The organism is Sphingomonas spermidinifaciens (genome assembly GCF_002351485.1).
Taxonomy (GTDB): Bacteria; Pseudomonadota; Alphaproteobacteria; order Sphingomonadales; family Sphingomonadaceae; genus Sphingomonas; species Sphingomonas spermidinifaciens.
In genome coordinates, this window is record NZ_NWMW01000002.1 from 972,508 (window position 1) to 992,925 (window position 20,418).

General features: G+C 68.6%; 20 protein-coding genes. 9 read left to right on the forward strand and 11 right to left on the reverse strand.

Annotated elements, in window-relative coordinates:
• Positions 1-101: 101 nt before the first annotated feature.
• Both ftsY and COC42_RS14660 read right to left on the reverse strand, forming a co-directional pair.
• Positions 102-1,031: a signal recognition particle-docking protein FtsY gene (ftsY, locus tag COC42_RS14655; protein ID WP_096344006.1), complete on the reverse strand. Its 930-nt coding sequence runs from the start codon at positions 1,029-1,031 to the stop codon at positions 102-104.
• Complete coding sequence (locus tag COC42_RS14660; RefSeq protein WP_096344007.1) at positions 1,028-2,209, reverse strand: MiaB/RimO family radical SAM methylthiotransferase; 1,182 nt, start codon at positions 2,207-2,209, stop codon at positions 1,028-1,030. The genes ftsY and COC42_RS14660 overlap by 4 nt, the downstream gene beginning before the upstream one ends.
• Positions 2,210-2,288: 79 nt before the next feature.
• On the opposite strand from COC42_RS14660, the gene COC42_RS14665 reads away from it, so the two are divergent.
• Positions 2,289-2,834, forward strand: coding sequence for a DUF924 family protein (locus tag COC42_RS14665; RefSeq protein WP_096344008.1), 546 nt, complete (start codon positions 2,289-2,291; stop codon positions 2,832-2,834).
• Here COC42_RS14665 and COC42_RS14670 read toward each other — a convergent pair.
• On the reverse strand, positions 2,809-4,419 hold the full coding sequence (locus COC42_RS14670; RefSeq protein ID WP_176484698.1) for a putative bifunctional diguanylate cyclase/phosphodiesterase: 1,611 nt from the start codon (positions 4,417-4,419) through the stop codon (positions 2,809-2,811). The genes COC42_RS14665 and COC42_RS14670 overlap by 26 nt on opposite strands.
• A gap of 233 nt (positions 4,420-4,652) precedes the next feature.
• Here COC42_RS14670 and ffh point away from each other — a divergent pair, with 233 nt between their 5' ends.
• The 4 genes from ffh (at position 4,653) to rimM (ending at position 7,374) form a co-directional block, all read left to right on the forward strand.
• On the forward strand, positions 4,653-6,146 hold the full coding sequence (ffh, locus tag COC42_RS14675) for a signal recognition particle protein (RefSeq protein WP_096344010.1): 1,494 nt from the start codon (positions 4,653-4,655) through the stop codon (positions 6,144-6,146).
• A 108-nt stretch (positions 6,147-6,254) separates the two neighbouring features.
• Positions 6,255-6,665 carry a 30S ribosomal protein S16 gene (rpsP, locus tag COC42_RS14680; RefSeq protein ID WP_176484699.1) on the forward strand — a complete coding sequence of 137 codons (411 nt, stop codon included), beginning with the start codon at positions 6,255-6,257 and terminating at the stop codon, positions 6,663-6,665.
• Positions 6,666-6,719: 54 nt separating this feature from the next.
• Complete coding sequence (locus COC42_RS17750) at positions 6,720-6,902, forward strand: hypothetical protein (RefSeq protein ID WP_176484630.1); 183 nt, start codon at positions 6,720-6,722, stop codon at positions 6,900-6,902.
• A 31-nt stretch (positions 6,903-6,933) separates the two neighbouring features.
• Positions 6,934-7,374 (forward strand): ribosome maturation factor RimM, encoded by a 441-nt coding sequence (gene rimM, locus COC42_RS14685; protein WP_096344242.1) that lies wholly within the window; start codon positions 6,934-6,936, stop codon positions 7,372-7,374.
• Positions 7,375-7,394: 20 nt separating this feature from the next.
• On the opposite strand, the gene COC42_RS14690 is transcribed toward rimM, so the two are convergent.
• From COC42_RS14690 to rpsA, 3 genes are all read right to left on the reverse strand, one after another.
• The gene (locus COC42_RS14690) at positions 7,395-8,576 is read right to left on the reverse strand and encodes a hypothetical protein (protein ID WP_096344011.1); all 1,182 of its coding nucleotides are present in this window, start codon (positions 8,574-8,576) and stop codon (positions 7,395-7,397) included.
• A 463-nt stretch (positions 8,577-9,039) separates the two neighbouring features.
• Positions 9,040-9,324: an integration host factor subunit beta gene (locus COC42_RS14695; RefSeq protein WP_096344012.1), complete on the reverse strand. Its 285-nt coding sequence runs from the start codon at positions 9,322-9,324 to the stop codon at positions 9,040-9,042.
• Positions 9,325-9,506: 182 nt separating this feature from the next.
• Positions 9,507-11,219 carry a 30S ribosomal protein S1 gene (gene rpsA, locus COC42_RS14700; RefSeq protein WP_096344013.1) on the reverse strand — a complete coding sequence of 571 codons (1,713 nt, stop codon included), beginning with the start codon at positions 11,217-11,219 and terminating at the stop codon, positions 9,507-9,509.
• A 325-nt stretch (positions 11,220-11,544) separates the two neighbouring features.
• Between rpsA and COC42_RS14705 the strand changes: the two genes are divergently transcribed.
• Together COC42_RS14705 and COC42_RS14710 are read left to right on the forward strand one after the other, a co-directional pair.
• Positions 11,545-12,381 (forward strand): class I SAM-dependent methyltransferase, encoded by an 837-nt coding sequence (locus tag COC42_RS14705; RefSeq protein WP_096344014.1) that lies wholly within the window; start codon positions 11,545-11,547, stop codon positions 12,379-12,381.
• A complete protein-coding gene (locus COC42_RS14710; RefSeq protein ID WP_096344015.1) occupies positions 12,378-13,022 on the forward strand; it encodes a glutathione S-transferase family protein in 645 nt (214 codons plus the stop codon). Before COC42_RS14705 ends, COC42_RS14710 begins: the two co-directional genes overlap by 4 nt.
• A gap of 129 nt (positions 13,023-13,151) precedes the next feature.
• Here COC42_RS14710 and COC42_RS14715 read toward each other — a convergent pair whose 3' ends face one another.
• The 5 genes from COC42_RS14715 to COC42_RS17755 form a co-directional block, all read right to left on the reverse strand.
• Positions 13,152-13,370: a hypothetical protein gene (locus COC42_RS14715; protein ID WP_096344016.1), complete on the reverse strand. Its 219-nt coding sequence runs from the start codon at positions 13,368-13,370 to the stop codon at positions 13,152-13,154.
• A gap of 66 nt (positions 13,371-13,436) precedes the next feature.
• A complete protein-coding gene (locus COC42_RS14720; RefSeq protein ID WP_096344243.1) occupies positions 13,437-14,693 on the reverse strand; it encodes an N-succinylarginine dihydrolase in 1,257 nt (418 codons plus the stop codon).
• A 1-nt stretch (position 14,694) separates the two neighbouring features.
• Entirely contained in the window at positions 14,695-15,705 is a 1,011-nt protein-coding gene (locus COC42_RS14725; protein ID WP_096344017.1) for an arginine N-succinyltransferase, read from the reverse strand.
• A complete protein-coding gene (locus COC42_RS14730; protein ID WP_096344018.1) occupies positions 15,702-16,910 on the reverse strand; it encodes a hydrolase in 1,209 nt (402 codons plus the stop codon). Before COC42_RS14730 ends, COC42_RS14725 begins: the two co-directional genes overlap by 4 nt.
• Before the next feature lie 31 nt (positions 16,911-16,941).
• Positions 16,942-17,088 carry a hypothetical protein gene (locus COC42_RS17755; RefSeq protein WP_176484700.1) on the reverse strand — a complete coding sequence of 49 codons (147 nt, stop codon included), beginning with the start codon at positions 17,086-17,088 and terminating at the stop codon, positions 16,942-16,944.
• A gap of 91 nt (positions 17,089-17,179) precedes the next feature.
• Here COC42_RS17755 and COC42_RS14735 point away from each other — a divergent pair, with 91 nt between their 5' ends.
• Both COC42_RS14735 and parC read left to right on the forward strand, forming a co-directional pair.
• Entirely contained in the window at positions 17,180-18,097 is a 918-nt protein-coding gene (locus COC42_RS14735) for a LysR substrate-binding domain-containing protein (protein ID WP_096344019.1), read from the forward strand.
• 12 nt (positions 18,098-18,109) lie between these two features.
• Entirely contained in the window at positions 18,110-20,374 is a 2,265-nt protein-coding gene (gene parC, locus COC42_RS14740) for a DNA topoisomerase IV subunit A (protein ID WP_096344020.1), read from the forward strand.
• Positions 20,375-20,418 lie beyond the last annotated feature (44 nt).

Sequence of the window (20,418 nt, forward strand, 5' to 3'; positions counted from 1 at the left end):
CGAGGGGCATTTTCGAGTGCAGCGAGAAGCCTGCCTCGACTGCGCTCGGCGACGGCCCTCGACTTCGCTCGAACCGAACGAATGGGGTTGGGTAGTCCGGCTCACAACAATTCCTCCACCCCGGCGATGATCCGCGACACCTCATTGGCGTCGAAGGGCCGCAGGTCGTCCGCTTTTTCGCCAACCCCGATGGCGTGGATCGGCAGCCCGTATTTCTCCGCCGCCGCGACCAGCACGCCGCCGCGCGCGGTGCCGTCGAGCTTGGTCATGACGAGGCCGGTCACGCCCGCGACCTCCTTGAACACCTCGATCTGGCTGAGCGCGTTCTGCCCCGTCGTCGCGTCGAGCACGAGCACCACGTCATGCGGCGCGGCAGGGTTGAGGCGGCCGAGCACGCGGCGGATCTTGGCGAGCTCATCCATCAGCTCGCGCTTGTTCTGGAGCCGCCCGGCGGTGTCGACGATGAGCACGTCGATGCCGGTCGCGGTCGCCTGCTTCACCGCCTCATAGACGATGCCGGCCGCATCGCCGCCCTCGGCTCCCGAGACGATCGGCACGCCGATCCGCTCGGCCCAGGTACGCAGCTGGCCGATCGCGGCAGCGCGGAAGGTGTCGCCCGCCGCGAGCATGACGCCATAGTCCTGGTCGACCAAAGTCTTGGCGAGCTTGGCGATCGTCGTCGTCTTGCCCGAGCCGTTGACGCCGATGACGAGGATCACCTGCGGCCGGGGAAACGCCTCGATCTCCAGCGGCCGGGCGACCTTTGTCAGCGCCTTCTCCACCTCCTCGGCGACGACCAGGCGGATGCCCAGTTCCTCCATGTTGCGCTCGTACTGCCCCTCGGCCAGCCGCTGGCGCACGCGCGCGGCGGTTTCGGGGCCGAGGTCGGAGGCGATCAGCGCTTCCTCGATCTCGTCGAGCGTCGCGTCGTCCAGCCGCGCGAGCGACAGGCCGGCGAGGTTGCCCATCAGCCGGTCGGAGGTCTTGCGAAAGCCGCCGAGCAGTTTCTCGTGCCAGCTGGGGCCGTTCATTCGGGTTCTCCGATCAGATGGTCGTCGGCCGCGGCGACGATACGCGCGGTGCGAAGCGTGCCGGGCTCAAGGGGCGCCGCGAAGCGCACCTCGGCGAAGTTTTCGGCGTGGCCGATGTCGCCGGGGCGCTCGATCAGCACCGATTGCGTCGTGCCGACAAGGGCCGCCAGCCACGCGCGGCGCACGCGGTCGGCGGTGTCGCGCAGCCGCGCCGCGCGCTCGCGCACCAAGACCGGATCAACCTGCGGCATCCGCGCGGCGGGCGTGCCCTCACGCGGCGAAAAGGGGAAGATGTGGGCGTGGACGATGCGGCACGCCTCGATCAGCGCGCGGCTGTTCTCGAACGCCGTCTCGCTCTCGGTCGGGAAGCCGGCGATCAGGTCCGCGCCGACGGCGATCTCGGGTCGAAGCGCGGTCAGGCGTTCGACCAGCCGCACGGCCTGCTCCCGATTATGGCGGCGCTTCATCCGCTTGAGGATCAGGTCGTCGCCTGCCTGCATCGACAGATGGAGGTGCGGCATCACCCGCGGCTCATGCGCGAGGAGCGCGAAGAGGCGGTCGTCGACCTCGGCCGGGTCGATCGAGGAGAGACGGAGGCGCCGGAGGTCGGGGACGAGGCGGAGGATGCGCTCGACGAGGCGGCCGAGCGTCGGGATGCCGGGCAGGTCGGCGCCGTAACTGGTCAGGTCGACGCCGGTCAGCACGACCTCCTGGTGACCCGCCTCGACGCGCGCCGCGATCCGCTCGATCACGGCGCCCGCGGGCAGCGAGCGGCTGGGGCCGCGGCCGGCTGGGATGATGCAGAAAGTGCAGGCGTGGTCGCAGCCATTCTGCACCTCGACCAGCGCGCGGGCATGCGGCGACGGGGGCAGGGTGGCAGGCGCGTCCGAGCCCCACGCCTCGGGCGCCAGCTTTAGCGGGTTGGCGACGATGCGCGACACGCCGGGGATGGCGGCGAAGCCCGCCGGATCGATCGTCGCCGCACAGCCGGTGACGACGAGCTCGGCGTCGGGGTTTGCACGGGCAAGGCGGCGGACGGCGCGGCGCGAACGGCGCACCGCCTCGCCCGTGACCGCGCAGGAGTTGACCACCGCGACCGGACGGTCGCCCAGCAACGACCGGATCGTTTCGCTTTCGGAGAGGTTGAGGCGGCAGCCAAGCGTGACGATCTCGGCCATGTCAGCCCGGGCGCTTGGCGGCGAACATGGCGGGCACTTAGGAGCGATGGGCCGCGAAGTCCATCGCGGGGGACGAACGATGCACCGGGACGCGGCCACCATTCTCGATTTCTGGTTCACCGAGTGCGTGCCCGAGCAGCATTTCGAGAAGGACGAGGCGCTCGATGCCGAAATCGCCCACCGGTTCGGCGCGCTTCGCGAGGCTGTCGTCGCGACGGGAGCGGCGGGGTGGCAGGACGATGCCGACAGCCTGCTCGCCGCGATCATCCTTATCGACCAGTTCGGCCGCAACATGCATCGCGGGTCGGCCGAGGCGTTCGCCACCGATCCGCTGGCGCTCACGCTCGCGAGGCAAGGGGTTGCGAAGGGTTATGACGCGCAACTACCGCCCGACCGGGCGAAGTTCCTCTACATGCCGTTCATGCACGCCGAGGATGCGGGTGCGCAGGCCGAAAGCGTTCGCCTGTTCGAGGCGCTGGGAAATGCCGAGTCGATCGAGTTCGCAAAAGCGCATCGGGAGGTGATCGGGGCTTATGGCCGCTTCCCCTCGCGCAACGCAGCGTTGGGGCGGGAAAGCACACCGGCCGAACGCGCCTATCTCAGCCGGCCCGACGCCGGCTGGTGATCGGCTCGACGTTGCTCGGCGCGGGCGCGGCGCCGACGATCAGGTGCCGCTCGGCCAGCAGCGTGCGCACCCCGATTGGCGATAGGGGCTTTCCGTAATGCCAGCCCTGCGCCTTGGCGCAGCCCATTGCGGCGAGCCGCGCGGCGATCGCGCCGTCCTCCACCCCCTCGGCGGTGACGGGCAGGTTGAGGCTCTCGCCCAGCCGGATAATCGCGGTGACGATCGCGGCCGAGTCGGGTGCCTCGTTGATCGAGGTGACGAAGGACTTGTCGATCTTGATGCGGTCGAACGGCAGCGCGCGCAGGTGCGCAAGGCTCGAATAGCCGGTTCCGAAATCGTCGAGCGCCAGGCGGACGCCCTGGTTTTTCAGGCTACCCGCGATCGACTGGGCGAGCGCCAGATTGTCGAACAGCGCGCTTTCGGTGATCTCGATCTCGAGCCGGCTGGCGGGGAAGCCCGTTTCGGTCAGCGTCTTGATGATTTTCTGCGCCAGCCACGCATCGCGCAGCTGTGAGGGCGAGATGTTGACCGACAGCGTCAGGCCCGGATCCCAGTCACGCGCCGCCGCGAACGCCTGTCGCATGATCGACAGCGACAGCTCGGCGATCATGCCGGTGTCCTCGGCGATCGGGATAAAGCGGTCGGGGCCGATCAGCCCGCGGACGGGATGCTCCCAGCGCGCCAGGACCTCGAACCCCGTCAACCGGCTGGTGGCGAGGTCGATCTGCTGCTCGAAATAAGGGACGATCTGGCCGTTGGGGATGGCGACGCGCAGCCCCTGCTCAAGATCGTTGCGCGCCTTGAGTTCGCGTTCCATCGACTCGTCGAACCAGGCGAAGCGGTTGCGGCCCGATTTCTTGGCCGCGTACATCGCAATGTCGCCCGCGCGCATCAGCGCCTCGATCGAGCGGGCGCCGAAGTCCGAGCGGGCGAGACCCGCCGAACAGCTGATATGCACCTTCTGCCCCTCCGCATCGAAGGGCTGGGCGAGGCGGGCGACCAGCCGGTCGGCGACGCGCTCGACCACGTCAGGCGCGCTTGGGTCGAACACCATGGCGATCGCGAACTCGTCGCCGCCGAGGCGCGCATGTAGTGCGCTGGTGGGGGTGATCGCCATCACCTCCTGCGCGACGACGTGCAGCAGGGCGTCGCCCGTCGCATGGCCGTGCATGTCGTTGACGCTCTTGAAATGGTCGAGGTCGAGCATCAGCAGCGCCACCGCCTTGCCGCGCCGCTCGGCATCGATGATCATCGCCGCGCCCTCGTCCGCCAGACTGCGGCGATTGTGGAATCCGGTCAGCGGATCGCGCGCGGCGAGCACGCGTGCGCGCGCCTCCGCCTCGGCATGGCTGCGGATCTGGCCCGCCAGCGTCGCATGACGTCGCCAGCCGATCAGGATCAGCGCGGTGTTGAGGATGAGGGCGATGACGAGCGTCTCGTCCGCCGCCTCGCTCGTGCCGAGGAACTGGCCGAGCAACTGGGTCATGACGGTCGAGCCGATGCCGACGAACAGCAGGATCGCCGCGATGCTGATCACGCCCGTCAGCCGCCGGGCGTCGTGGCCTTCGGCGTCGCTCGTCCTCATGGCGCTTCGATCGCTCCCCATCGGACCTCGACTGCCATACTGGCGGTCAAGAAGCGGTTAATCGCCCGCGCGGCGTTGCGCGGCTCCGTATCTTCGGCTATGCGCCGCTGCTGACGTTCCATTGGGAGCGTGACGCGAGCACCCCAAGGGGTACGCCGGCCGACGAGGTTTCGTCCGCCGGCGCATTTTGCGTTACGCGCCCGGCGGCGACGGGCAACGGAGTTTGAAAGCGCATGTTCGACAGTCTCAGCGATCGGCTTGGCGGCGTCTTCGACCGCCTGCGCGGCCGCGGCGCACTGACCGAAGCCGATGTGCGCGGCGCGATGCGCGAGGTGCGGATCGCCCTGCTCGAGGCCGACGTCGCGCTGCCCGTGGCCCGCGCCTTTGTCGACAAGGTGACCGAGGCGGCGGTCGGCCAGAACGTGCTGCGCTCGGTCACGCCGGGGCAGCAGGTCGTCAAGATCGTCAATGACGCCCTTGTCGAGATGCTGGGGTCGGACAGCGCCGACCTGGATATCGACGTGACGCCGCCTGCGGTCGTGATGATGGTCGGCCTGCAGGGCTCGGGCAAGACGACGACGACCGCCAAGCTGTCGCGCCTCGTCAAGAAGCGCGGCAAGAAGGTGCTGATGGCGTCGCTCGACGTCAATCGCCCGGCCGCACAGGAGCAGCTGGCGGTGCTCGGCACCCAGGCCGAGGTCGCGACGCTGCCGATCGTCCAGGGTCAGCAGCCCGTCGACATCGCCCGCCGCGCGCTCCAGTCGGCGAAGCTCCAGGGCTTCGACGTGGTGATGCTCGACACCGCGGGCCGCCTCCACGTCGATCAGGCGCTGATGGACGAGATGAAGGCGGTCGCCGACATCGCGAAGCCCAACGAGATCCTGCTCGTCGTCGACTCGCTGACCGGCCAGGACGCGGTCAACGTCGCCACCAACTTCAGCCAGCAGGTGCCGCTGACCGGTGTGGTGCTGACGCGGATGGACGGCGATGCGCGCGGCGGCGCCGCCCTGTCGATGCGGGCGGTCACCGGCAAGCCGATCAAGTTCGCCGGCGTCGGCGAAAAGCTCGATGCGATCGAGCCCTTCCATCCCTCCCGCGTCGCCGGCCGCATCCTCGGCATGGGCGACGTCGTTTCGCTTGTCGAGCGCGCGGCGGAGGCGATCCAGGCCGACGATGCCGAGAAGATGGCCTCGCGCCTTGCCAAGGGTCAGTTCGACATGAACGACCTGCGCAGCCAGCTGGCGCAGATGCGGCGGATGGGCGGGCTCGGCGCGCTGGCCGGTATGATCCCCGGCATGAAGAAGGCGCAGGCGGCGATGGCCGCGTCGAACATGGACGACCGCATCCTCCTGCGCATGGACGCGATGATCGGGTCGATGACCGTGAAGGAGCGCGCCCGGCCCGAACTCCTCAACGCCAAGCGCAAGATCCGCGTGGCCAAGGGGTCGGGCACGACCGTGCAGGACGTCAACAAGCTCCTGAAGATGCATCAGGAAATGGCGACCGCGATGAAGCGCATCAAGAAGATGGGCGGCATCAAGGGGCTCGCCGCGATGCTCGGCAAGGGCGGTCCCGGCGGCGGCATGGGCGGCATCGGCAACGCGCTGGGCGGCCCGGCGATGGGCGATTTCATGTCGAAGGCGGGCGGGGGGCTCCCCGGCCTCGGTGGCGGGGGCGACGCGCCCAAGCTGCCGCCCGGCTTCGAGAACCTGTTGAAGAAGAAGTAAGGCCCGTCACCCCGGCGCAGGCTGGGGTCGCTGGCCATGAGTGGAACATTAACCGACCGATCCCAGCCTCGGCTGGGATGACGAATGAAGAGAGAAGGTAGGACTTAAATGGCAATCAGCATGCGTCTGTCGCGTGGCGGCTCGAAGAAGCGCCCTTATTACCGGATCGTCGTCGCCGACGCCCGCAGCCCGCGCGACGGCAAGTTCATCGAGAAGATCGGCACTTACAACCCGCTCCTCGCCAAGGATTCGGCCGAGCGCGTCAAGCTCGACACCGATCGCGCCAAGCACTGGCTGAGCGTCGGCGCGCAGCCGACCGACCGCGTCGCTCGCTTCCTCGACGCCGCCGGCGTGCGTGAGCGCGCCGCGCGCAACAACCCCAACAAGGCCAAGCCCGGCGAGAAGGCGACCGAGCGCGCCGAGGAGCGGGCCGAGAAGTTGAAGGCGCGCGAAGAGGCCGCAGCCGAGGCGGCGAATGCGCCAGCCGAGGCGCCCGCCGAAGAAAACGCCGAGGCCTGAGGCACTTGCGCGCCGTCATGCGTTCATGTCGCTCCACAGGCACAGGAGCGCATGATGGCGAGCAATCCGCCCCCCACCGACCCGGAAACCGGCGAGCGTGACGAACCCGGCGAAACCGGCACCAACCCCGCGGGGGTCTCGACCACCGAGCCCGCCGAGGGATCGGACGACACCCCCGGCGGCGGCGTCCAGTCCCCCGGACACAGCGAGCGCGACTTGCCCGCCGACCCCGACTGACCGCCCGACCCTTGCCGATCGGCAGGTCACGCTGGCGGTCGTGACCGGCGCGCACGGTGTGCGCGGCGAGGTGCGGCTGAAGATCTTCGCCGACGGCTTCGCCGCGCACCGCGCCTTCAACGGCGGCGCGCTCAAGCTGGAAAGTTTTCGAAACGGCATCGGCCGCTTTGCCGGCGTGACCGACCGTACCGCGGCCGAGGCGTTGCGCGGCACCGCGCTGACCGTGCCGCGATCAAGCCTGCCGCCGCTCGGCGAGGGCGAATATTATCATGTCGACCTGATCGGCCTGGCCGCGCGAAGCGAAGCGGGCGATGCGTTGGGGTTGACCGTCGCGGTCGAGAACTACGGCGCGAGCGACGTGGTCGAAATCGAGCGCCCCGACGGCCGCCGCTTCCTCGTGCCGCTCACGCCACAGGCGGTGCCGCACTGGGATGAGACGACTCTCACGGTCAACATGGCCTTCGTCGATTAAGCTGGCAGGTTGTTGATGGGTCAGCGGCGGTCTTTGTGCAGATCGATGACCCGCAGGCGATAGCGGCCCGGCGGCAGCATCAGGGCGATGTCTTCGCCCGGGCGTATCGCCACCCGATCGATTGGGATCGAGGCCGTGTTTTGTCCCTCCGGCCGTGCCTCGACAACGCGCCAGCCTTGCCTGGGTCGCAGATTTGCCGGGATAGTGACGGGGCGGTCGCCCGCCGAAAACCGCCACGCCGGCCTGCCGCGAACGAAGCGGGCCTTCGGATGATCGACGACGAGATCGAAAGCGCCCTGCGGCTCGCTGGCGGGGAGTTCGGCCAAGCGCGCCTGTCGACCACCACCGCGGCAGGTCGTCTGTGAGACGGTGAGGGGGTCGATGCCGGTCTTCGCCTTTAGCCTGGCCGCCATCCATCGCCCGCTGTCCAGACGTGGCACCTCTGTCGCGTGGCGATATCCCACATGGACGATGAGTTTCCGACCGGGGTTCGCGCGGAGCCATCCGGCGAGCGAGTTGGCCTGTGCTTCTTCTCTTCGCGCGATCTGTTCCGCCACCGAAAGGTTCACGTCAGAGGGATCGCGTTCTTCATATGGAAGGAACGTGTAACCCAATGCTCTCGCGGCGCGTCCAAGACGGCCGAAGCCTGCCTCGCCGAGATAAAAGCCGTCTCCATCTTCCAGATACGACAATCCCGGGTCGCGCACGAATGATGGTTGGAAGGAGGCCGGTTGGTCCGGCGCGGGATTGGCAAGGGCTTCCATCGCCAGAACCGTGTATCCGGCTTCACGCAGTCCCGGCAGCAGTCGCATGGTGAAACCGCGATGTTCAGAACGCTCGTGGCTCTCGTTGATGATGACGATCGAGGTTGCCCGAGCGCGTCGCAGGATTTCGCTTTCGGGTTGGTCGCCGCCCGGCAACTGACCACACGCGTTCGGAAGATAGTCTCGGCTTGCGCCAGCGATTATGTCTTCACGGCCGAACAGACTCAACGTTTGAGCGTCTACGCCCGCAATCGATGGTTTGACAGGATTCAAGCGCGCCAACGCGGCGAACCGGAGGGCGCTCAGGCTCGCGCCGGAGATCGTCGCGACTTCATACGGCTTGAGGAGCGTGATCGTGGCATCCTCGGCCGCACTCACCGTTGCCGGACCGATCGCAGTTAGAACCAAGAGTATCGCGGGGAGGCGGCGGATCGACATCCGACAAACATGCCGTGTCGCGTTCCCGCTGCATAGAGGCGCCACCGTCCCGCGGCGACGGCACAGCTGGCGAATTAAAGGCTTTGCATCCACAATGGTGCGGGCGGGGGGACTCGAACCCCCACGGGCCGTTCGGCCCACCGGATTTTCGTACCCGCCACGGCTTTCGCCGCCGCCCGGGCCGCGTTGGGCCGGAGCGTTTGGGGTCTGGACTATCCCTTCGCCATGCCCCGCGAAGGAGGGTTAGGCGCCGCCCGTCTAGTCTCTACACCTTCCCGCCGGCGCGGGGGCCGGGGGCTTGGCTCGGGATCGCCATCTGACAGGGTTCCCCGAATTTGAGCGGTTCTACGTCGCCGGTTTCCCGGCGCGCACTCAATCCTTGCGTCAAGTCCGTTGCGTCTACCGATTCCGCCACGCCCGCATGCCGCCCGCCCGCCATAAGGCGCGCGCGGCGCAAGGCAAGCTACTCGGCCATGTTCAGGCGCTGGCGCATTTCCTTGCCGGGCTTGAAATAGGGGACGCGCTTGGCATCGACGGGCACGACCTCGCCGGTGCGGGGATTGCGGCCGGTGCGGGCATCGCGCGCACGGGTCGAAAAGGCGCCGAAGCCGCGAAGCTCGACGCGGCCATCTTCGGAAAGGCGCTTGGTAATCTGGTCGAAGAAGATGTTGACGATACGCTCGACATCACGAACCGCGAGGTCGGGATTGTCGCGGACGAGAAGCTGCACCAGTTCCGAACGTATCATGCGAAATCAAGCCCCTGTGGATCGATCCTCCGTCGGATCGGAATGTCTCCACCGTGGCGGTACCTTAGCGCAACCGACTAATCTCCATCAATCGGAATGCTTGCCCTTATCGTCCAAATCGATGATCCATTGGGGTGAGGCGGCGGGCAAAACATCGCCCGCCGCCCCAAACCTCGTATGGATCAGCCCTTGTCGCCGCGCGCCTTCAGCGCCTCGCCTAGGATGTCGCCGAGCGACGCACCCGAGTCCGACGAGCCGTACTGCGCGACGGCCTGCTTCTCTTCGGCGATTTGCATCGCCTTGATCGAGAAGGTCGGCTTCTTCGAACGGTCGAAGCCGGTCACCATCGCGTCGAACTTCTGGCCGACCTGGAAGCGCTCCGGACGCTGCTCGTCGCGGTCGCGGCCAAGGTCGGTGCGCTTGATGAAGCCGGTGGCGCCGTCGTCGCCGGTCTGGACCTCGAGGCCCGCATCGCGGACTTCGAGCACTGTCACCGTGACGATCTCGTTCTTGCCAACACGGCCCGCGCCGCCGGTGGCGGCCGCGCCGCCTGCGACGGGGGCGCCGCGCTCGAGCTGCTTCATGCCAAGGCTGATGCGCTCCTTGTCGGCCTCGACCGCCAGGACGATCGCCTTGACGACCTCACCCTTGCGATGCAGCGCCAGCGCGTCCTCGCCCGAGATGCCCCAGGCGATGTCCGACATGTGGACCATGCCATCGACGTCGCCGTCCAGGCCGATGAAAAGGCCGAACTCGGTGGCGTTCTTGACTTCGCCCTCGACCTCGGTGCCGACCGGATGCGCCTCTGCGAAGCGCTCCCACGGGTTCTGCTGGGCCTGCTTGAGGCCGAGCGAGATGCGACGCTTGTCCTCGTCGACCTCGAGCACGACGACTTCGACTTCCTGCGAAGTCGAGACGATCTTGCCCGGGTGGACGTTCTTCTTGGTCCACGACATCTCGCTGACGTGGACGAGGCCCTCGATGCCCGGCTCGAGCTCGACGAACGCGCCGTATTCGGTGATGTTCGTGACGCGGCCCGACAGCTTCGCGCCGACCGGGTACTTGGCACCGGCGCCATCCCACGGATCGCTCTCGAGCTGCTTCATGCCGAGGCTGATGCGCTGCGTGTCGCGGTTGATGCGGATGATCTGCACCTTCACCGTGTCGCCGATGTTCAGCATCTCCGACGGATGACCGACGCGCTTGTAGCTGAGGTCGGTGACGTGGAGCAGGCCGTCGATGCCGCCGAGGTCCACGAACGCACCGTAATCGGTGATGTTCTTGACGACGCCGTCGATGATCTGGCCCTCGGCCAGGCTCTGGATCAGGCCCGAACGCTGCTCGGCGCGCGTTTCCTCAAGGACGGCGCGGCGCGACACGACGATGTTGCCGCGCTTGCGGTCCATCTTCAGGATCTGGAAGGGCTGGGGCAGGTCCATCAGCGGGGTCACGTCGCGGACCGGACGGATATCGACCTGCGAACCCGGCAGGAACGCAACGGCGCCCGACAGGTCGACGGTGAAGCCGCCCTTGACGCGGCCGAAGATCACGCCCTCGACGCGGTTGCCCTGGCTGAACTCGAGCTCGAGCTTGTCCCAGGCGGCTTCGCGGCGGGCGCGGTCGCGCGACAGCATCGCTTCGCCATTGGCGTTCTCGACGCGGTCGACATAGACCTCGACCTCGTCACCGACCTTGAGGTCGGCCTTCTGGCCAGGCGCGGCGAACTCGCGCAGCGGCACGCGGCCTTCCGACTTCAGGCCGACGTCGATGACGGCAAGGTCGTTCTCGATCGCAGTCACGGTGCCGTGAACGACACGGCCCTCAAAGCTGTCGGCGCCGCCGAACATGTCGTCGAGCATCGCGGCGAAATCGTCGCGGGTGGGGTTGGTAGCCATGGGTTGGAGTGATTCCTCGATATTGACGTTTTCCGGCCAGCCGGTTGGGTCCGGCGGTCTTTGGGCCAGAATGCCGCGGCGGCCGCATGCCGACACGGCATCCGCGCGAACGCAAAAACGGACAGGCGAAGGGGGCTCGATCGCGCAATGACTTGCGAACGGGGCCGGTCGGACATGCCGCAAGGCCGCTCCGCCGCCGAGCATGCACTCGTCGGACGGTCGCGCGCCTAACGCGAGTAGCCCAAAAAAGCAAGCGCGCGCCGCCGTTGCCGCGGCGAGCCGAGCCGCCTAGAGCCGCAGCCATGGATATCGCGCGTTCCCCCGCATGACCAGCGGCGCTGACTGGCGGACGCGCGTCGGCGATGCATGGGCCGCTGAATGGCGGCGGACCGATCGCAGCTTCGTCGCGCTCGATCCGACCCTGCTGACGGCGGCGCTGTCGGCACTGGGCGAGGGCGCGCGCGTGCTCGACATCGGCTGCGGGGCCGGGGCGACATCTTTGGCCATCGCGGCCGCCCGGCCGGATGTTGAGGTGACGGGCGTCGACCTGTCCGCGGCGCTGGTCGATGCGGCGCGTTCGCGAGCCGAGGGGCGCGCCGATTTTCGGGTCGCGGACGCGGCGGCGCTGTCGGACGATGTGCGCTACGACCGGCTCGTCTCGCGGCACGGCGTCATGTTTTTCGACGATCCGGTCGCGGCTTTCCTGGCTCTGCGCCGGGTAACGATGCCCGGCGGCCGCATCGTGTTCAGCTGCTTTCGCGAGCGCGCGCTGAACGGCTGGGCGACCGAGCCGGCGGCCGCGCTGGGAATCGAGGCGGGCGCCGCCGACGGGCAGGCGGGCGGGCCGGGGCCGTTCGCCTTTGCGCGTCGCGACGAGGTCGAGCGCCTCCTGACTGCCGCGGGATGGGGTGACGTGCGTGCGGGGCCCGTCGACTACGAATATGTCGCAGGCGACGGTCCCGATGCGGTGGGTGAGGCTGTGGCGCTGCTCCGCCGCATCGGCCCGGTCGCGCGCACCATCGCCGATTCGCCGCATGGCGCAAAACGCGACCTGATCGAACGGCTGGCAGCGCTTTGCGCGGCGAGGCGTTTTGAGGGCCGCGTCGTCTTTCCCGCCGCCGCCTGGATCTGGACCGCGCGCAATTCCGAGGAGCCGCAATGACGATCATCGTCCACCATCTCGAAAACTCGCGATCGCAGCGGGTGCTGTGGCTGCTCGAGGAACTGAGGGTGTCCTATGAGGTGAAGCGCTACGAGCGGAACAAGGTGACGATGCTCGCGCCGCCCGAACTCAAGCGCATCCACCCGCTCGGCAAGTCGCCGGTGATCGAGGACGTGGCACCGGCGGGCGGCGACCGCGTCGTCGTGGCGGAGACGGGGGCGATCATCGAATATCTGGTCGAGAAGGCCGACGGCCGGCTCGGGCCGCCGGCGCGGCGCGAGGACGTGCTGCGCTACCGCTTTTTCCTTCATTATGCCGAGGGGTCGGTGATGCCGCCGCTGCTCGTGAACCTGGTGCTGAGCAAGGTGCCGCTGCTCGGCAAGGTGGCGATGAAGCGCATCCAGCCGATGATCGACGTCCATCTCGACTTTGTCGAGGCAGAGCTCAAGAGCCGCGACTGGTTCGCCGGCGACCAGTTCACTGCCGCCGATGTGATGATGAGCTTCCCGCTGGAGGCGGCGCGGAGCCGCGGCGGGTTGGATGGGGGTCGGCCGGCGACGATCGCATGGCTCGATCGCATCCATGCGCGCACCGCTTATCAGGCGGCATTGGCAATGGGCGGTCCCTACGCTTTCGCCTGAGCCGCGAGCCAGGCGCCTCCCGCCGCGGCCGAGTCCACGCGACGCGGGATGTCCTCGGCACCTCGGCGAAGATCAGCATCGACGATGAGCCGTGAGCCGGACCGTTTCCGGCATCGACGGCAATGTTGTTCAATCCCCGTAGCTGCGCTCGACCGAATCGAGAATCCTCGCGCCCGCCATGAACACCGCGAGCGGGCAGACGGCGAACAGGAGCTTGCCGCCGACACCCGGATAATCGTGGAGGTAGTGCAAGCCGCGCTCCACCGCCCCGGTGCCGAGGCCGTAGATCACGACGAACGCCTCGAACTTGGTCTTGATGACGAACAGGCGGGATACGCGGGACCACATGGCAAAGCGCTACGCAAAACGCATACCAGCGCCGGAAAACCGCCATTCCGGCATCACCGAACAGGGTTAACTGTCAAGTAACTCGACAAGATCGAGCGCCTCCAGCAGCGCCCGCCGTGCGCCCTCGATCCGCGCGATCAGGGCCGGGTCGGCGATGTCGTCGGCGCCGATCGTCTCGGGCCAGTGCGCCTCGATCAGCGCGGCGAGGCGGTCGAGCCTGCCCTCATCGACAAGGAATCGCGGATCGATCGTCGCCGGGTCCGCGACGACGCGCAGCCGCAGACAGGCGGGACCGCCGCCATTGGCCATCGACTGTCGGACGTCGACCACCTCGACCCGTCGGATCGCACCGTTGCCGGCGAGATGGTCCTGGAGCCAGCCCCAGACCGCTTCATTGTCGCGCGCCTCGGTCGGGACGATCAGCGTCGGCTGACCGTCGGGCGGCGTCACCAGCTGCGCGTTGAACAGGTAGGAGCCGATCGCGTCTTCAAGGCTGACGCGGTCGGCGGGTACCTCGACGATCTCGACCTCAGGCATCAGGCGGGTAAGGTCGGCGTAGAAGCCCACCTTGTCGGCGAAGGCCTGCTCATGCGCGAACAGCACGCGCTCGTTCGCGACGGCGACGACGTCGTTGTGGAAGGCACCGGCCGCGATCGCCTCCTCCGACTGCTGGACGAACAGCGTGCGTTGCGGATCGAGGCCGTGGGCGCGGGCGACCGCCGCGCTCGCCTCGCGGTGCTGGCGCGCGGGGAAGGGGCCGCCCGAGACGCCGTAGACGAAGACCTCGACGCCGGGCTCGCCGTGGCGCGGGCAGAGGCGCATGTGGTTGGCCGCGCCCTCGTCGCCGAAGGGTGCGGGGACGGGGCCGTGGATGGCGAAGGCGTCGTTCGCGAAGGCAAGGCGCAGCTGCGCAAGCGTGCCCGGCCATTCGTGGCTGCGATGCGGCATCGTCACGAGATTGGCGACCGACAGGTGGCACCGGCCATCCGCCGTGTCGGGCGCGGGCGAGACGGTGGCGGCATTGGCGGCCCACATCGCCGACGCCGACAGAGCCTGTGCGCACAGATGCGGCGCGGCGCCTGCGTAATCCGTCGAGAGGCTCGCCAGCCAGCGATGGTCGGGCCGCGCATGCGGCAGCAGGATGCCCTGAGTGAGGCCGAGTCGGAGGTTGGCGCGCATCTTGGCGATGCCCTGCAGCGCCGCCGCCCGCGGTTCGGACACCGCGCCCGCGTTGCGCGTGGCGGCGAGGTTGCCGGGGCTGAGGCCCGCATAATTGTGGCTGGGGCCGATCAGGCCGTCGAAGTTGATTTCCATGAGCGGCATGTCAGCGCTCCACATGCAGGACGGTCGCGCCCGGCTCGACGCCAAGCAGCCCGGCACAGGCGGGGTCGAGCGTCACGCCGCCCTCGCTCGTCCCCACCCGACCGAAGGCGCAGCGGAACTCGGCGAGGCGGCCGGTCGCGACCAGCCGCGCCTCGCCGCCTTCGGCCAGCGCCGTGACGGAGGCGGCAGTCGCCTCGCGGATGCTCTTCACCGCGTCGGTGCGTGCGGTCATCGTGGGACCCCCGTCGAAGATGTCGACATAGCCGTCATGGCTGAACCCTTCGCCCTCGAGCATCCGCATCGCCGCGCGGCCGCTGGGATGAGGCAGGCCGATGGCCGCGCGCGCGGTTTCGGATAGCATCGCGATGTAGATGGGGTGCTTGGGCATCAGGTCGGCGATGAACTGGTTGCCGTGGGTCGCGTTGAACTCGTCCGCGGCCTGGAAATTCATGCCGAAGAAGCGGCCCGCCACCCCGTCCCAGAAGGGCGAGCCGCCCGCCTCGTCGATCACGCCGCGGAGTTCCGCGAGGATGCGGTCGGCGAACCGCGCGCGGTGCGCGGCGATGAACAGGTAGCGGCTGCGCGCGAGCAGCATGCCGAGCCCGCCCGCCCGCTCGCCGGGGTGGAGGAACAGCCCGCCCACCTCGCTTGCGCCCTCCAGATCGTTGACGAGGTTGAGGATCTCGGATCGAAAGGTGCGGGCGAGCTCCTCGCTTCGCTTGGTAATGGTGCCGATGCGATAGCTGTAGAAGGGCCAGCGCTGGCCGACCTGCGTGAAGATCTGGCAGGTGCCACGCACCTCGCCCGTGTCGGCATTTTCGAGGACGAGGACATAGAGGTCGTCACGCAGGCTATCCTCTGTCCGCGCAAACGCCTCATGGCTGCGCTCGAGCTTGGCGCGAAGCGCCGGCTTGTCGGGGGGCAGGTTGGTGAAGCCGCCGCCGGTGAGTTTCGCCATTTCGTAGAGCGGCTGGAGATCCTCGTCGCGAGCGGCGCGGATGCGGAAGGTCATGGGCGGCCCCGCTCGGCGATGCGCAGGATCGTCAGCGCCGACAGGGCGGCGCGCTCGGGCAGGCTTTCGGGAATGAGGAACTCCTCTGGCGAATGGATCGCGCCGCCGCGGGCGCCCATCGTATCGACGACGGGCACGCCGCAGGCGGCAATGTTGTTGCCGTCGCAGACCCCGCCGGAAAACTGCCAGGCGATGGGCACGCCGAGGTCGGCGCCCACGTCCTTCACCAGGTCGAACAGCCGCGCGGCGCCGGGATCGAGCGGCTTGGGCGGGCGATTGAAGCTGCCGTGAAGGTCGATGCGAACGTCATGCGCCGCTGCGACTTCGGCGATGGCGAGGTCCAGCGCGGCCTGCGCCGCTTCGATCGCGGCAGCATCGCGCGGGCGGAAATTGACGCGGAGGACGGCATGGTCGGGGACGACGTTGTTCGGCCCGCCGCCATCGATCCGCGCCGGGTTGACGCTCAGCCCCTCGCGGCCCGCCTTGGCAAGGCGGAGCGCAAGGTCGGCGGAGGCGACGATGGCATTGCGCCCCTCGTGCGGGTTGCGGCCGGCGTGAGCGCTCATGCCCGTGACGACGAGCGCGAAATTGCCCGTCCCCCCACGCGGCCCCGCCAGCGTCCCATCGGCGAGGGCGGGTTCGTAGGTGAGCGCCGCGACCTTGCCGCGTGCCGCCTGCGCCAGCAACGCGGCAGAGGCGAAGCTGCCCGTCTCCTCGTCGGAGTTGATGACGACTTCATAGCCGATCCTGGAGGCGAGCGGGCTCGCCTCGACCGCCCTGAGCGCGGCGAGCATGAGCGCGAGGCCGCCCTTCATGTCCGCCGCGCCCGGCGCGTTGATCGCGCCGTCGTCGCGAACGGTCAGCGACTGAAACGGATGATCGGCGGGATAGACGGTGTCCATGTGGCCGGTGAACAGCATCTGCACCGGCGCGTCGGGGCGGACGGTCAGGTGCAGGTGCCGGCCGTGATCGATCGCCACCACGCGGCCATCGGGCTCGACCGCCTTGACCGGCGCGGGCTCGATCATCGCGATTTCGCCGGGCAGCGCCGCGAAGGCCTCGGCGAGCACCCCACCCATTGCCGCCACGCCGGCCAGGTTGCGCGTGCCCGAATTGATCGCGCACCACGCCTCGACCTGTTCGCGCATCGGCGCCGCGGCGACATGCTCGACCGCCGCGCGCTCCACCTGGGTTAGACTCTCCATCCTCGGCTGGTAACGCGGGGGCAGCGCGGCGTCACCCCCGCACGGTGTCGCGGCGGCGGGGACGCAGACGCGCGGTGGCGCTCAGCGAAGAGCCGATTTGCAAGGCCAGTTTGTGAAGATCCTCGCTCAAACGGTCGCGATGATCGACCCACTCGCGCCTCAGAAAATCGTCTCGCATCGGCTTTCTCCTGCCAATCGAGTGCCGGATTGCGGGCGGCGGCGCCAATCAAGCCTTGCGCCCGATCAACAAGCAGGGCTTATGATTGGCCATGCGCCACCTGCCGCCCCTGTCCGCCGTCCGCGCCTTCGAGGCGGCCGGGCGCCTCGAGCATTTCACCGCTGCCGCGCGCGAGCTCGGCATGACGCAAGCGGCGGTGAGCTATCAGGTGCGACTGCTCGAAGAGCGGCTGGGCGTCGCGCTGTTCCGGCGCGAGCGGCGGCGCGTCGTCCTCACCGAAGCGGGCCGGCGCGCACTGGCCAAGGTGTCGGCGGGGTTCGACATGATCGATGCGGGCTTTGCGGGCCTGCGCGCCGAGGACGAGAGCGTGCTGACGATCTCCGCGACGCCCACCTTCGCCAGCTGCTGGCTGGCCGCGCGGCTGGGCGGCTTCCAGCTGCTGCACCCCGAGCTTGCCGTGCGGCTCGACACCACCAACCGCCTCGTCGATTTTGCGACGGAGGAGGTCGACTGCGCGTTGCGGGTCGGCCCGGGGGAATGGGCTGGGCTGTCGGCGGATTTCCTGTTCGAGGTCGATTTCACGCCGATGGCGACACCCGCCTTTCGCGAGCGCCACCGCGGCATGGATGCCGCGGCGATGGCGGCGGCGGGAGCGATCAGCCCCTATGATCCCTGGTGGGAGCCGTGGTGCCGCGCCGCCGGGATTGCCGCACTGCCCCAGTTGCCGCAGCGCGGCGGCGTGCGCCTCGATTCGCAGGCGCTGGAGGGAAGTGCGGTCAAGGCGGGGCAGGGCGTCGCGCTGTTGACGCCGATGCTGTGGCAGGAGGAGCTGGGTGACGGGCGGATGGTGCGGTTGTCCCCCATCACCGCCACTGCGGGCGAGCGCTACTGCCTCGTCTGTCCCACCGAGCGGCGGCGCGTGCCAAAGATCGCGCGCTTTCGCGATTGGCTATTGACGGAGATCGCTGCCTCGCGCGCCTCGCTGGCGTCGCTCCCACCCGTTTGCTAGGCACGCAGCCCAATGGCCACCGACCTCGACGATCCGCTCGACAACCCGCCCATCGGCATCCTGGACGCGCCCTTCGACAGTGCCCTGTCCGAGCGCTATCTCGTCTATGCGATGTCGACGATCACCGCGCGGTCGCTGCCCGACGTGCGCGACGGGTTGAAGCCGGTGCATCGCCGCCTGCTCTGGGCGATGCGGCTGCTCAAGCTCGATCCAGCGAGCGGCTACAAGAAGTGCGCGCGCGTCGTGGGCGACGTGATCGGCAAATATCATCCGCACGGCGATCAGTCGGTCTACGACGCGATGGTCCGCCTCGCGCAGACCTTTGCGCTGCGCTATCCGCTGGTCGACGGGCAGGGCAACTTCGGCAATATCGACGGCGATAACGCCGCCGCCTATCGCTATACCGAAGCGCGGCTGACGCAGGTCGCGATCGACCTGATGGCGGGCCTTGACGAGGACGCGGTCGATTATCGCCCGACCTATAATGGCGAGGAGCAGGAGCCCGAGCTGTTTCCGGGGCTGTTCCCCAACCTGCTCGCCAATGGCGCCAGCGGCATCGCCGTCGGCATGGCGACGAGCATCCCGCCGCACAACGCCGCCGAGCTGATCGACGCGGCGGTGATGCTGATCGACCGGCCCGATGCCGACGATGCCGCGATCCTCGAACACGTCACCGGGCCAGACTTTCCAACGGGCGGGATCGTCGTCGACAGCCCCGCCGCGATCGCCGAAAGCTATGCCACTGGCCGCGGTGGCTTCCGCGTGCGGGCGCGCTACACGATCGAGCGCGAGAAGGGCGGGGGGTGGCAGGCGGTCGTCACCGAAATCCCCTACGGCGTCCAGAAGGGCAAGCTGATCGAGGCGATCGCCGCGCTCATCAACGACAAGAAGTTCCCGATCCTCGCCGATGTGCGCGACGAATCGGATGCCGAAATCCGCATCGTCCTCGAACCGCGCGCGCGCACCGTCGATCCGGCGACGCTGATGGACGGGCTTTTCCGCCTGACCGATCTCGAAACGCGCGTGCCGCTCAACCTCAACGTCCTCGATCATCAGCGGACCCCGCGCGTGATGAGCCTGCGCGAGGCGCTGTCGGCATGGGTCGACCACCAGTTCGTCGTGCTCCGCCGCCGCTCGCAGCATCGGCTCGACAAGATCGCCGACCGGATCGAGCTGCTCGACGGCTACATCATCGCCTTCCTCAACCTCGACCGGGTGATCGAGATCATCCGGACTGAGGACGAGCCCAAGCCCGTCATGATGGCCGAGTTCGGCCTGACCGACCGCCAGGCCGAGGCCATCCTCAACATGCGCCTCCGCTCGCTGCGCCGGCTGGAGGAGATGGAGCTTCGGCGGGAGCGCGACACGCTCGACAAGGAGCAGGCCGAGCTGACCGCGTTGCTGGCGAGCGAGGCCAAGCAGCGTACGCGGCTGAAGCGCGACCTCCGGAAGATCGGCGAGCGTTATGGCCGCGAGACGGCGCTCGGCGCGCGCCGCACGACGATCGAGGAAGCGGCGCCCGCGCGCGACATCCCCCTTGAGGCGATGATCGAGCGCGAGCCGGTGACGGTGATCGTCTCGCAGCGAGGCTGGATCCGCGCGATGAAGGGGCATGTCGACCTCGCTTCGACCGAGGCGATGAAGTTCCGCGAGGGCGACGGCGCGCGCTTCGCCTTCCACGCTCAGACCACCGACAAGCTGATCGTCGCGACCGAGAGCGGGCGCTTCTACACATTGGGCGCCGACAAGCTGCCCGGCGGCCGCGGCTTCGGCGAACCGCTGAGCCTGATGATCGACCTCGACGGCGGCGGCGCGATCGTGTCGGTCGCGCGGAGCGGCGGGGCGGACGCGAAGCTGCTGGTGGCGGCGAGCGACGGGCGGGGCTTCGTCGTACGCGAGGGCGATGTGCTCGCCGAGACGCGCAAGGGGAAGCAGGTGGTCAGCCCGCGCGCTGGCGCAAAGCTGAAGGTCGTCCGCCGTGTCGGACCGGGCGACGACTACGTCGCCGCCTCGGGTGACAATCGCAAGCTCTGCGTCTTTCCCTTGAGCGAGGTCGCCGAGATGGCGCGCGGGCAAGGCGTTCAGCTTCAGCGTTTCCGTGAAGGCGGGCTGGCCGATGCCCGCACCTTCCGCTTCGCCGACGGTCTCTCCTGGGCGATGGGTGGCGAGGCGGGGCGGACCCGGACCGAGGCGGACATGTCGCCGTGGCGGGCCGCGCGCGGAGCGGCGGGACGGACGCCGCCGACGGGCTTCCCCCGGAACAACCGCTTCGATTGAGTCCATGCCCGCTTTTCGGCGGGCATCAGAGTTCAACTGGTCTT

Excerpts from the sequence above, each read along its gene's own strand:
- ftsY (WP_096344006.1), bottom strand. The coding sequence starts at position 1,031 with ATGAACGGCCCCAGCTGGCACGAGAAACTGCTCGGCGGCTTTCGCAAG.
- COC42_RS14660 (WP_096344007.1), bottom strand. The coding sequence starts at position 2,209 with ATGGCCGAGATCGTCACGCTTGGCTGCCGCCTCAACCTCTCCGAAAGC.
- COC42_RS14695 (WP_096344012.1), bottom strand. The coding sequence starts at position 9,324 with ATGATACGTTCGGAACTGGTGCAGCTTCTCGTCCGCGACAATCCCGAC.
- COC42_RS14725 (WP_096344017.1), bottom strand. The coding sequence starts at position 15,705 with ATGACCTTCCGCATCCGCGCCGCTCGCGACGAGGATCTCCAGCCGCTC.
- rpsA (WP_096344013.1), bottom strand. The coding sequence starts at position 11,219 with ATGGCTACCAACCCCACCCGCGACGATTTCGCCGCGATGCTCGACGAC.
- ffh (WP_096344010.1), top strand. The coding sequence starts at position 4,653 with ATGTTCGACAGTCTCAGCGATCGGCTTGGCGGCGTCTTCGACCGCCTG.
- COC42_RS14665 (WP_096344008.1), top strand. The coding sequence starts at position 2,289 with ATGCACCGGGACGCGGCCACCATTCTCGATTTCTGGTTCACCGAGTGC.
- COC42_RS14710 (WP_096344015.1), top strand. The coding sequence starts at position 12,378 with ATGACGATCATCGTCCACCATCTCGAAAACTCGCGATCGCAGCGGGTG.
- COC42_RS14670 (WP_176484698.1), bottom strand. The coding sequence starts at position 4,419 with ATGAGGACGAGCGACGCCGAAGGCCACGACGCCCGGCGGCTGACGGGC.
- COC42_RS14690 (WP_096344011.1), bottom strand. The coding sequence starts at position 8,576 with ATGTCGATCCGCCGCCTCCCCGCGATACTCTTGGTTCTAACTGCGATC.
- COC42_RS14715 (WP_096344016.1), bottom strand. The coding sequence starts at position 13,370 with ATGTGGTCCCGCGTATCCCGCCTGTTCGTCATCAAGACCAAGTTCGAG.
- COC42_RS14730 (WP_096344018.1), bottom strand. The coding sequence starts at position 16,910 with ATGGAGAGTCTAACCCAGGTGGAGCGCGCGGCGGTCGAGCATGTCGCC.
- rpsP (WP_176484699.1), top strand. The coding sequence starts at position 6,255 with ATGGCAATCAGCATGCGTCTGTCGCGTGGCGGCTCGAAGAAGCGCCCT.
- parC (WP_096344020.1), top strand. The coding sequence starts at position 18,110 with ATGGCCACCGACCTCGACGATCCGCTCGACAACCCGCCCATCGGCATC.
- COC42_RS17750 (WP_176484630.1), top strand. The coding sequence starts at position 6,720 with ATGGCGAGCAATCCGCCCCCCACCGACCCGGAAACCGGCGAGCGTGAC.
- COC42_RS14735 (WP_096344019.1), top strand. The coding sequence starts at position 17,180 with ATGCGCCACCTGCCGCCCCTGTCCGCCGTCCGCGCCTTCGAGGCGGCC.
- COC42_RS17755 (WP_176484700.1), bottom strand. The coding sequence starts at position 17,088 with ATGCGAGACGATTTTCTGAGGCGCGAGTGGGTCGATCATCGCGACCGT.
- COC42_RS14720 (WP_096344243.1), bottom strand. The coding sequence starts at position 14,693 with ATGCCGCTCATGGAAATCAACTTCGACGGCCTGATCGGCCCCAGCCAC.
- COC42_RS14705 (WP_096344014.1), top strand. The coding sequence starts at position 11,545 with ATGACCAGCGGCGCTGACTGGCGGACGCGCGTCGGCGATGCATGGGCC.